Below are 10,821 nucleotides of genomic sequence, written 5' to 3' on the forward strand. Positions count from 1 at the left end.
CAACAGGAGGCTGGCATGGCGATGATTGATACACTCCTTCCCTGGGGCATCACGGCCCTGGCCATTGCCATCGTGGCGGCTCAGGGTGTCGCTAATCGGCTTCGGATCAATCGGATGGAGGCCCACTGGCGAAAGCGCTGCGACGATCTGGGGCGCGAACTTCATGCCGTAAGCAGCGGCAGCATGGGCGTTGGGCGGCGCCTGGTGGCGTGCGAGCAGTCCCTGCACCGGTTGAATGGGGCACTGGAGGAGATGCGGCTGAATGATCCGCTGCGTGTCCCCTATGACGAAGCTTCCAAGCTGGTTGAGCTGGGCGCGGATACCGAAGACCTGATGAACTCCTGCGGCATCTCCCGGCCGGAGGCGGAACTGGTATCTGCGTTGCGCCAGGGGCAGGCACGCAGCAGTGAGCAACCCCAGACCGATGAGGTGGTTTAGGACATGCTGCCCCCCTCCTGGAAATCTTCCGGGGTGAATCCCTGCAGGTAGAAGCTGTAGGCGAGAACTTCCGCTATAACCCGGTACAGTGTCTCTGGAATGGCTTCGCCAAGGTCCAGCCTGCTGAGCAGTGCTGCCAGATCCGGGTCCTCATAGAGCGGCACGCCGTTGGCCTCTGCTAGGCGAATCATTTCCCGCGCCAGTTCGTCCTGACCAGTGGCTGAGACAGAGGGCGCGTTTTCGCCGTCGTAGGTCAGCGCAATGGCTGCCTCATGGTCGTTGTTTTCAGGCATGTTCATCCACCAGTTGCTGGGTAAGCCGGGTGACGCGCGCGTTAGGCTGGCCCTCCGTGCACTCGATCGGTGCTACCTCCAGATCCAGTTGCGTTAGCGCTGTTTCAAGCCGCTCCCGGGTGTTTTCAATCAGGCTTACAGTGGCCGGCCTTTCGGCCCAAACCTGGGTCCGGAGTTTGCGTCCGCGAAGGTTGATCTCAAAGTAAACGGGGCCCGTGGCCTCAAATGACAGGGCCAGCGTCAGTTGCCACTCCCGTTCGAACGACCGTTCCCCCGAGTCATCATCCGGCTCGGTATCCCGGGGGCCGTACTCCTCCACCCGCCCCTGCAGTATCCGTACCTCCTGGCTGTCGTTCACCCAGGGCAGTTCCAGAATCCAGGTCTGGTTGGGCGCATTGGCGTCAGCGCCCGCGCTGGCGATCTGGGAGTGGAGCTGGTTGACCGTCAGCCGGTTGATCATGCCCGACAGTAGTCGCAGCATCTCGCCAGCCCCCATGGAGCTGCTGCTGCCCGCCGAGCCGGAACCACTGGTGTTGGCACTGGCGGGTGATGGTGGCGTTGGGAAACGCAGGGCCTCGGTGTTGTCCGAAGCGGTATTGGTGACAGAATGAAGGCGGCTGATCAGGTTCTGGAGGCTCGCACCGCTGTCTCCCGCGGCCTGGTTCGTCACCCGTGGCAGAAGCTGGGCGGCAAGCTGAATGAGCTGGGTCTTGAGGTCGGCGCGTGGCTGGGTGGGGCTATTGGGGCCAGATGCGGGCGGTGGCTGGCGCATCGAGGCTTCCCGGAAAAGACCGCTCTGGCTGATCCATTCCCGCACCTGGGTGGCGTTCATCTTGTTGAGGGATGGGCCGGTTACCAGGGACTGACTGCCACCAGAACCGGAGGTGGATTGTACGCCCGCTCTGGCCAGACTCAGTGAGGCACTGGTCTGGGAACCGGCGTTAGTGGCTGAGGCGGATGGCGCGTTCGGCATGAGCCGGGTGAGCTGAGCCAATCCCTGTCGGATCTGTTGGGGCAGGCTGGGGTCGTTAGCCTGGCCGACCAGGCGGTTGAGGCCCTGCCCAAGGTCCTGCTGGAAAGGAATGCGATTGGCCAATGACTGGCTCAGGGTGCTGCGTGCGGGCTGCTGGATGCTTTCCAGAAGGCGCAGCTCGTTGCCGGCGCGCATCACCTTCACCATGGTGCCGGTGTCCAGTGTTTGGTTACTGCGAACAGGCAGGCGCTGGTTGCCTACTTCCAGCAGCAGGCGGCTACCGGGGCTGGCCCGTGTCCCATCGCCAGCCGCGCGCCCGCCTCCCTCAGCGGTCAATAGCCGGGCCAACCGGGGTTCGCCCTCCCGCAGCCCGGCGCGTTCAAGCTGTGCCGCCAGCCGCGAGGGATCGTTGCCAGGGGACTGGCTGCCGTTGGCATGTGTCAGCAGAGAAAGGACAGGCACTTTCAAGACAGTATTCCCCGTGGCCGTTGATGGCGGCAAACGCCGACCGTTTTCTATATAATAGGCGCGCGCCGGGGGCAGACCCAACCCACAGACCCCGCCGGCCGGATGGACCATGACCAGTACCCTGCTTGAAGCGCGGCAAATCCACTGTGAACGCGATGATCGTCCCCTGTTCAGCGGCCTTGATCTCACGGTCAGCAGCGGTGAGCTGTGGCGGATAGCCGGACCCAATGGCGCGGGCAAGACGACGTTGTTGCGGATACTGGCAGGCCTTAACCCTGGCTTCGAGGGGGAACTTCTATGGCAGGGGGAGCCCGTTCACCGGATCCGGAACCAGTATCAGGCGAACCTGCTGTTCCTGGGTCATAGTGCTGGGGTTTCGCCGTCGCTGAGCGCCTTTGAGAACCTGGCCGGGTGGCAGGCCATGCGGGCGCCGGTGGTTTCGGAAGAGGTGCGGCAGGCCCTCGTGGATGTGGGTCTGGCTGGCTATCAGGATCTTCCAGCGGCACAGCTTTCGGCAGGGCAGCAGCGGCGGGTGGCGCTGGCGCGGCTGTACCTCTCCAGCGCGCCACTCTGGATCCTGGATGAGGCATTCACCGCCGTGGACCGCGAGGCGGTGGCGCAGCTTGAGGCATTGCTCACCAACCGCGTGCGCTCCGGCGGCGCCGTGATACTGACGACGCATCACCGTTTGGGTCTGGACGAGGTGCGGACGCTGACCCTTGGGGAGGTAGCTGATGCGGTCTGAACCCCGGGTTGCAGTCCGTTTTGAAGCGCGGGAAGGCGGTTGGCTGCGCGCCGCCGTACAAACCGTTCGCCGGGAATGGCTGATTGCGTTCCGCAACCGTCAGGATCTGATCAATCCGCTGGTTTTCTTTGTGCTGATCGTGTCCCTGTTTCCTCTGGGAGTCAGCCCTGAGCCGGAGTTCCTGCGCCAGGCGGGCCCGGGCATTGTCTGGGTGGCGGCGCTTCTGTCCATCCTGTTGTCTTTGAACTTGTTGTTCCGCAATGACTACGCGGACGGTCATCTGGAACAATGGGTACTGTCACCCCAGCCGCTGGCGCTGCTGGCGCTGGCCCGGGTTGCCGCGGTGTGGGTTACGACGGTTCTGCCGCTGATCCTGCTGGTGCCGGTTCTGGGCGTCATGCTGCATCTGACGGTTGCGACTGGGGCGGCTCTGGTGCTGACCCTGCTTGTGGGCACGCCCATCCTGGTGCTGGTCGGGGCGATCGGTGCTGCTTTGACCGTGAGCTTGCGCGGCGGCGGTGTCCTGCTGGTGTTGATCATGACCCCGTTTTATGTGCCGGTATTGATTTTTGGCTCCGGGGCGGTGACGGCTGCTTCGCAGGGCGCCTCGATCACGGGGCATCTGGCACTGCTTGGGGCCTTGTTGTCGCTGGCGGTGGTGCTGGCACCGCTGGCCATCGCCGGAGCGCTGCGCATCAGCGTTTCCAATGGGTGAAATGAACTGAGGATCGCCACATGTGGCAATGGTTTCACAAGTTGGGCTCCCCAAAGTGGTTCTTCGGCATCGCCGGTCGGCTGATGCCCTGGCTGGGGTGGTCGGCACTGGTTGTCCTGACGGTGGGCGTGGTCTGGGGGCTGCTGTTCGCGCCCGCCGACTACCAGCAGGGGGACAGTTACCGCATCATCTTCATCCATGTGCCCTCGGCCTATCTCGGCCAGTCACTCTATGTGGCCATGGCCGTCGCCGGCGTGGTGGGGCTTGTGTGGCGAATGAAAATGGCGGACACCTTCATCGCCTCCGCCACCGCCGTGGGGGCCGGGATGACGTTTCTGGCGCTGCTGACGGGCGCCGTCTGGGGCAAGCCCACCTGGGGCACATGGTGGGTCTGGGATGCGCGCCTGACCTCCATGCTGCTGTTGTTGTTCCTGTACCTGGGCGTAATGGCTCTGCGCGGCGCCATGGAGGATCCGGACATCCGCGCGCGTGCCAGCGCCATCCTGGTGATTGTGGGTGTGGTGAACATCCCCATCATCAAGTATTCCGTGGAGTGGTGGAATACCCTGCACCAGCCGGCCACCATCAAGGTAACGGAGGCGCCGTCGATGCCCGCGAGCATGTGGCTGCCGCTGCTGGTCTGTCTGCTGGGTTTTCATCTGTTGGTGGCCTGGCTGATTCTCTGGCGCATGCGTAATGACATTCTGTTAAGGGAGCGGCGTGCACGCTGGGTTCGGGACTGGGTTCTGGCACAATAGGGCGCCGCGGAGGTGATATGCAGTTTGATTCATTCCAGGCACTGATAGCGATGGGCGGTCACGGCGTGTACGTCTGGTTCAGCTATGGTGCTTTCATCCTGGTGGTCCTTGCCCTGATCCTGGCCACCATGATCCAGCGTCGCCAGGTCATCGCCCATCATCGTCGCCTCATGCGCAGTGAGGCACAACGCCAAGACAGTGGAGAAAGAGCCCCTGATGCATCCGGTCCGTAAACGTCGAATTACCATCATCCTCGCGCTGTTGTCGGGCTTCGCCGTGGCTGTGGCGCTGGCGCTGGTGGCGTTGCAGGAGAACATGAACCTGTTTTACAGCCCCGCCGAGATCGCCAGCGGCAAGGCGCCCCTTCAGCAACGGATCCGGGCCGGTGGCCTGGTGGCGGAAGGCAGTCTTGAGCGTGATCCGGACTCGTTGACGGTGCGTTTCGTGATTACTGATAACCAGGGGCGGGTTCCGGTGGCCTATGACGGTATCCTGCCGGACCTTTTCCGGGAAGGGCAGGGCGTGGTTGCCCTGGGAAAACTGAACAAGGATGGATTGCTCAAGGCGGACCAGGTGCTGGCGAAGCACGACGAGGATTACATGCCTCCGGAGGTCAAGAAGGCCCTGGAGGAATCCGGTCGCCTGAAGGAAGGAGGCGAGTACCCGAAGGAAGGCATTGATCACGGTAACAACAGCGGCACCTGAGGTGCCGGTGGCAGCGACTCTGACGCAGGAGAAACGATGGTTCCTGAACTCGGCAATTTCGCGCTGATCCTGGCGCTGCTTCTGGCAGTGGCGCTGGTGGTGGTGCCCATGACGGGAGCGACGATCCGCCACCCGGGGCTGATGGCCTTTGACCGGCCACTGGTGGCGGGCATGTTTGTGATGCTGGTGCTCAGCTATGCCTGCCTCACCTGGTCCTTCATGGTGGACGACTTCTCAGTGGGGTATGTGGCCAACAACAGCAACAGCATGCTGCCCTGGTACTACAAGTTCAGCGCCGTCTGGGGCGGCCATGAGGGCTCGATGCTGTTGTGGGTATTGATCCTGGGGGCATGGACCCTGGCAGTGTCGATGTTCAGCCGTAACCTGCCGGATGAAATGCGGGCGCGGGTGCTGTCCATCATGGGATTGATCGGGGTCGGCTTCATGCTGTTTACACTGCTTACGTCGAACCCATTTGATCGCATGCTGCCGAACGTGCCGCAGGACGGTGCCGACCTGAACCCACTGCTGCAGGATTTCGGTCTGATTGTTCATCCGCCGATGCTTTACATGGGTTATGTAGGCTTCTCGGTGGTCTTTGCCTTTGCCATCGCCTCATTGCTTGGCGGTCGCCTGGATGCTGTTTGGGCCCGCTGGTCGCGGCCCTGGACGACCGTGGCATGGGCCTTTCTCACTCTGGGGATCGCTCTGGGCAGCTGGTGGGCCTATTACGAGCTGGGCTGGGGCGGCTGGTGGTTCTGGGACCCGGTTGAAAACGCCTCCTTTATGCCCTGGCTGGTGGGCACGGCCCTGATTCATTCACTGGCCGTGACCGAGAAGCGGGGCGTCTTCAAGAGCTGGACGGTGTTGCTGGCCATCATGACCTTCGCGCTCAGCATCCTGGGTACGTTCCTTGTGCGTTCCGGTGTGCTGACCTCGGTGCATGCGTTCGCCACGGACCCTGAACGTGGCTTCTTCATCCTGATGATGCTGGCAGTGACGGTACTCGGCTCCCTGGCGCTCTATGCCATCCGTGCCCCCGCCGTTCAGGGGCGGACCGGGTTTACCCTGTTTTCCAGGGAGGCGCTGTTGCTGATGAACAACGTCTTCCTTGTGGTGGCGACCTTTGTGGTACTGCTCGGCACCATTTTCCCGCTGATCCTGGATTACATGGGCGGCGGTTCGCTGTCGGTGGGCGAGCCCTATTTCAACATCACCTTTGTCCCGATTGCTCTGATGACAGGCGTGATCCTGGGCTTTGGCGTGGTGACACGCTGGAAACGCACCCCCGTGGATCAGGTCCTGCGTAAGCTGATGGTTCCGGCGGTTCTGAGTGTGATCGTTGCTCTGGTGACGCCATTGCTGATGGTGGGGGAGATCAATGCCCTCAGTGTCATTGGTCTGATGGTCGCCGCCTGGGTGGCGTTTGCCACGCTCAGGGATGTCTGGGATAAAACCGCCACCCGCCAGGGACGCTGGCACGGCCTGCGCCGGCTCTCGCGCAGCTATAACGGTATGATTCTGGGCCATCTTGGCCTAGCCATGTCGATTGCCGGGGCCACTATGGTCTCCATCCACGGGGTGGAGCAGGATCGGCGGATGGCCCCCGGCGATCGTCTTGAGATCGCCGGGTATGAATGGCATTTCGCGGATCTCAAACAGCGGGAGGGGCCCAACTTCACGGCCCAGCAGGCCAAGTTCGACGTTTATCGCCATGGCGAACGGGTGACCACCCTGTTTCCCGAGAAACGACGTTATCCGGTGCGCAGCAATGTTATGACTGATGCTGGTATCAGCCCGGGCATCCTCAAGGACTTATTCGTGGCACTGGGCGAGAACGTGGAGGGCCAAACAGCCTGGAGTGTGCGCATCCAGTACAAGCCCATGGTGCGCTGGATCTGGGGCGGCGCGCTGGTGATGGCGCTTGGCGGTGCCTTTGCAGTCAGTGATCGGCGCTACCGCGTCCGCCAGCGCCAAACCGTGACCGTTGCCGAAAAACCCCGGGCCGCTGATGCCGCGGCCGGGAGTGCCGCCACATGAACCGGATCTGGCTTTTTCTGCCGTTGGTTCTGGCGCTGACTCTGGGGGTGGTGCTCTACTGGGGACTGGGCGAGGATCCCAGTGAACTGGAATCCGCCCTTCTGGGGAATGAAGTACCTGCCTTTGAACTTCCCATGCTGAGGGATGCCGAGGCCTCTGCCGGGCCCGGCATCCTGAAGGGGAAGGTCCAGTTGCTCAACGTCTGGGCAACCTGGTGCGCAGCGTGCCGGGTGGAGCACTCGCAGCTCAAACGGTTGGCGGAACAGGGAGTCCCCATCGTCGGGCTCAATTACAAGGACGAACGAGGGGCAGCCCTGGAGTGGCTGAAGGAGCGTGGCGATCCCTATACCCGGGTGATCTATGATGCGGAAGGCAGCCTGGGTTTTGATCTTGGTGTCTATGGGGCGCCGGAGACCTATCTCATTGATGCCGATGGCATCGTTCGCCACCGTCATGTGGGCGTGGTGGACCAAGACGTCTGGGAGTCCGAAATTGAGCCGCTTTATGAACGCTACCGTGAAGACGGCTGAAACCGTTGTGTTGCTGCTGGTGCTGGCTGTTGCCATACCGGCTATAGCCGAAGAGCGCTTTGAGGATCCGCAGATGCGGGAACGCTACAGCGAGCTGACCCGCGAGCTCCGATGCCCCAAGTGTCAGAATGAGTCCATTGCGGAATCCGGTGCGCCCATCTCCGAAGACATGCGCGAGCGCGTGCGCCGTATGATGGAGGAAGGCGCCTCCGACGAGGCGATCCGCCAGGCCATGGTGGAGCGTTTCGGCAGTTTTGTGAGCTACCGGCCTGAGTTTTCGCCACGCACCTGGGCTCTCTGGCTTGGTCCTTTTGTCCTGCTTGTGATTGGCGTCGGTGTGGTTCTGTTGCTGGTGGCCCGCAACCGCGCGCGCCAGCAGCTGGATGAGGCCGAGTTGTCCGACGAACAGCGCCGCCGCGCGGAACAGTGGCTGCGCGATGAATGAATCCAACCCAAGTGAGCATCCATGCCTCTCAATTTCTGGCTTGCCACAGCCCTTCTGATCGTCCTTGCACTGGTCTTCGTTCTTTATCCGCTGCTGTTTGCCCGAGGTACAAAACCAGTGGTTCGGTACCGGGATCAAAACCTCGCTGCCTACCGTGCGCGTCTGAAGGAGCTGGAACGCGAACGGGATGAGGGGATCCTGGATGAATCCGGGTTTGAGTCCATGAAGGACGAGCTGGAGATGCGCCTGCTGCGGGACGTTGAGGCCGAAGAGGAAGACACCGGCAACAGTGGTCGTGGTGCGCGCCGCGGTATCCTGGCGACGACCCTGGCGCTGGTCCTGCTTGTGCCGGCTGGTGCTTTCCTGCTCTATAACGAGCTGGGTGCCAGCGATGCAGTGGCCCAGTTCCAGAAACGCCAGCAGATGATGCAGGATGGCATGGATGCCTCTGACGTGGACGCTATGGTCCAGAGTCTTAAAGAACGGCTGGAGAATGACCCGGATAACCCGGAAGGCTGGGCCATGCTGGGGCGCAGCTATATGCAGCTTGAGCGCTTCCAGAAGGCGGCTGACGCCTACGGGGAGTTGGCCAGTGCCATTGAGCGTTCCGGCGATGGCAGTCCCGCGGCCGCTATCGGGCTGCGGGCCCAGGCGCTTTTCATGGCCAACCAGGGCCAAATGACGCCGGAGGTCCAAAGCGCCATTAGCCGGGCTCGCGAGAATAACCCGGATGAAATTAACAGCCTTGGTCTCCTGGGCGTGGAAGCCTTCCGTAATGGGGATTACCGTAAGGCTCTGGAATATTGGGAACGCATCCTGGAAATCGCGCCTGACCATCCCCAGGCAGACAGCATTCGGCAGGGGGTCGCCGCCGCCTATTCCAAGTTGGGCGAGCCGGTGCCGGAGCGGCTGCGCCAGGAATCCGCCAACAAGGACGGGGAAACCGGCGGCTAGGAGCTGTTGCGGGGGCGGCCAGCGAGCCGTCTCAGCACCCCTACCAGCTCATCCCCATCCCAGAGCTCGCGCTCGTCCGGCTTGGCAAAGAGGTGGCGTTCCAGTGCCTGGAGTTCCCGGGTCAGCTGGGGATCATTGAGGTAGGCCGTCACATCACCCACTGTGCGCAGCCCTGGGCGGTTGAAATGCATGGCCGCCCACTGGGGAAGCAGCGTCAGGGTGTCCGCTTCGCCACGCTGCGCATGTTCGCAGAGGGTCCGGAAACGTTCCCGGTTGGCTTTTTCCTCTGCGCTCAGTGCGGCTTTGTTGCCGTTGCTGCGGCGGTTACGCCACCAGGCGATGCCCGTGATCAGCCACCCGGAGGCCAGTACGACGGCCAGCCAAAGCCACAGTGGGGGCAGGGTGTTGCCTGGGCGGGAAAGATTCATTTTGGAGAGTGAGTCCTTGACGTTTTCCTCCCCTTCGCCCTTGGTTTCGGCGCCAGTGGCGGGCTCAACCTTCATCTCATGGCCTTCGATCACGGCCTCGCGTTGCTGGTCCGCCTCAACATCCCACCACGGGATGCGTATGACGGGGAGCGTGATCTGGCCCGGCTCAATGGGTACCAGGCTTGAGCGCTTGCGCAGCCGTCCTTCAATGCTGTCACCGGTCAAGCGCGATTCCGACTGCCAGGGGCTGGGGTATTCGCGGACGCTTTCCGGGTATTCGATGGTTAGTCGTGGCAGGGCCTCGGGAGCGACGCCCACGGCCCGGATGTGGATATCGCGGCGAATGCTGTCCCCGGCTCGCACGGACCCCGGCGAGGTTGACCATTCCTCGCTCAGCTCCAGGTTCTTGGCAGGCAGCCAGACGTTACCGCTGAATGACTCCGGTGGTGGATTGACGGGGATGCGCCGGACGGGCGCGGTCGCGATTACCGGCACCAGGTCGCCGCTCTGGGTCTGTTTGCGGGCCTCGAAGCGCTGTTCAGGAATGATCATGGTCCCCGCGGATTGGGGCACAATCACGAAGCGCCGTTGCGCGACCTGCCACTCCCGACCGTCCCTTTCAGCCCTGTATTCACGTTGTTCGCCCAGAGGTTTGACCATGGCACCCGGGATGGTGGGCGTGGAGAGGTTTGCGTTCACAAGGGGGGGGGCGTAGTAGATCCTCTGGGTCAGGATGATCTGCTGCTGAACATAGACTTCGTCCTCGCTCAGGCTGATGTCCAGCCTCGCATCCGGCTCTGCGCGGTCCGCTGGCGCTACCCCCGGCCTGACGGTCACGTCGATGGGCTCACTTTGCATGTCCTGGAACCGCAGGGCCGGAATCGTCACGTCCCCCGGGTGTTTCGGGGCCAACAGGAAGGTCCAGGTCACTTTGCCCTCGTTGACACCGTTCTCGGACTGGATCGCCATTCGCTGGTGGCGGTCCAGGATCCGGAAATCACCGGTCAGTGGTGTGGTGTCCGGATGGGGGATTTCCATCTCCGTGGGATTGAGCAGCGACCCCAGGCTGAAATCCAGCTCAGTCTCGGTCTCCAGTGTCAGGGTGACCAGCTCATTGCTGTAGAGGCGCTTCGGGTTGGCGGAGGCACTAAGCTGCGCTTGCTCGGCGGTGGCGCCGCTGGTCAGCATCGCCATTAGAGCAAAGGGGTACAGGGTCATCCGAAAGATCCGCATCACGACGCAGCAGCTCCTGGTCCGGGTGGGCAATCCGTGTCACATCCTCGCGCACCCGGACGTGAGGCTCAAGCGCCGAAAAGGGCATCAGCGTCG

13 protein-coding genes are annotated in these 10,821 nt (G+C 62.5%); 10 read left to right on the plus strand and 3 right to left on the minus strand.

Annotated features, from left to right (window positions below):
* The first annotated feature begins 15 nt into the window (after window positions 1-15).
* On the plus strand, window positions 16-438 hold the full coding sequence (locus AC1RQI_RS11615) for a DUF2802 domain-containing protein (RefSeq protein ID WP_416634242.1): 423 nt from the start codon (window positions 16-18) through the stop codon (window positions 436-438).
* Here the strand turns inward: AC1RQI_RS11615 and AC1RQI_RS11620 are convergent.
* Together AC1RQI_RS11620 and fliK are read right to left on the minus strand one after the other, a co-directional pair.
* Entirely contained in the window at window positions 435-731 is a 297-nt protein-coding gene (locus AC1RQI_RS11620; RefSeq protein WP_481904905.1) for an EscU/YscU/HrcU family type III secretion system export apparatus switch protein, read from the minus strand. The two genes, AC1RQI_RS11615 and AC1RQI_RS11620, sit on opposite strands and share 4 nt — an antisense overlap.
* Complete coding sequence (gene fliK / locus AC1RQI_RS11625) at window positions 724-2,166, minus strand: flagellar hook-length control protein FliK (RefSeq protein ID WP_481904929.1); 1,443 nt, start codon at window positions 2,164-2,166, stop codon at window positions 724-726. The genes AC1RQI_RS11620 and fliK overlap by 8 nt, the downstream gene beginning before the upstream one ends.
* Window positions 2,167-2,281: 115 nt before the next feature.
* Here fliK and ccmA point away from each other — a divergent pair, with 115 nt between their 5' ends.
* Genes ccmA through ccmI form a run of 9 tightly spaced genes read left to right on the plus strand, consistent with a single transcriptional unit; the run spans window position 2,282 to window position 9,064 of the window.
* Window positions 2,282-2,917 carry a cytochrome c biogenesis heme-transporting ATPase CcmA gene (ccmA, locus tag AC1RQI_RS11630; RefSeq protein WP_481904906.1) on the plus strand — a complete coding sequence of 212 codons (636 nt, stop codon included), beginning with the start codon at window positions 2,282-2,284 and terminating at the stop codon, window positions 2,915-2,917.
* Window positions 2,907-3,632, plus strand: a complete 726-nt coding sequence (gene ccmB, locus AC1RQI_RS11635; RefSeq protein WP_416634245.1) for a heme exporter protein CcmB — start codon at window positions 2,907-2,909, stop codon at window positions 3,630-3,632. Before ccmA ends, ccmB begins: the two co-directional genes overlap by 11 nt.
* A gap of 20 nt (window positions 3,633-3,652) precedes the next feature.
* On the plus strand, window positions 3,653-4,390 hold the full coding sequence (locus AC1RQI_RS11640) for a heme ABC transporter permease (RefSeq protein WP_416634246.1): 738 nt from the start codon (window positions 3,653-3,655) through the stop codon (window positions 4,388-4,390).
* Between the two features lie 17 nt (window positions 4,391-4,407).
* On the plus strand, window positions 4,408-4,623 hold the full coding sequence (ccmD, locus tag AC1RQI_RS11645; RefSeq protein WP_416634247.1) for a heme exporter protein CcmD: 216 nt from the start codon (window positions 4,408-4,410) through the stop codon (window positions 4,621-4,623).
* On the plus strand, window positions 4,607-5,095 hold the full coding sequence (ccmE, locus tag AC1RQI_RS11650) for a cytochrome c maturation protein CcmE (RefSeq protein ID WP_481904907.1): 489 nt from the start codon (window positions 4,607-4,609) through the stop codon (window positions 5,093-5,095). Before ccmD ends, ccmE begins: the two co-directional genes overlap by 17 nt.
* Before the next feature lie 36 nt (window positions 5,096-5,131).
* The gene (locus tag AC1RQI_RS11655; RefSeq protein ID WP_481904908.1) at window positions 5,132-7,135 is read left to right on the plus strand and encodes a heme lyase CcmF/NrfE family subunit; all 2,004 of its coding nucleotides are present in this window, start codon (window positions 5,132-5,134) and stop codon (window positions 7,133-7,135) included.
* The gene (locus tag AC1RQI_RS11660) at window positions 7,132-7,665 is read left to right on the plus strand and encodes a DsbE family thiol:disulfide interchange protein (RefSeq protein ID WP_416634250.1); all 534 of its coding nucleotides are present in this window, start codon (window positions 7,132-7,134) and stop codon (window positions 7,663-7,665) included. The genes AC1RQI_RS11655 and AC1RQI_RS11660 overlap by 4 nt, the downstream gene beginning before the upstream one ends.
* On the plus strand, window positions 7,640-8,110 hold the full coding sequence (locus tag AC1RQI_RS11665) for a cytochrome c-type biogenesis protein (RefSeq protein ID WP_416634251.1): 471 nt from the start codon (window positions 7,640-7,642) through the stop codon (window positions 8,108-8,110). The genes AC1RQI_RS11660 and AC1RQI_RS11665 overlap by 26 nt, the downstream gene beginning before the upstream one ends.
* Window positions 8,111-8,131: 21 nt before the next feature.
* A complete protein-coding gene (ccmI, locus tag AC1RQI_RS11670) occupies window positions 8,132-9,064 on the plus strand; it encodes a c-type cytochrome biogenesis protein CcmI (protein WP_481904909.1) in 933 nt (310 codons plus the stop codon).
* Here ccmI and AC1RQI_RS11675 read toward each other — a convergent pair.
* A complete protein-coding gene (locus AC1RQI_RS11675) occupies window positions 9,061-10,725 on the minus strand; it encodes a BatD family protein (RefSeq protein ID WP_481904930.1) in 1,665 nt (554 codons plus the stop codon). The genes ccmI and AC1RQI_RS11675 overlap by 4 nt on opposite strands.
* Window positions 10,726-10,821: the final 96 nt, after the last annotated feature.

This window comes from Salicola sp. AFF1, assembly GCF_056783195.1.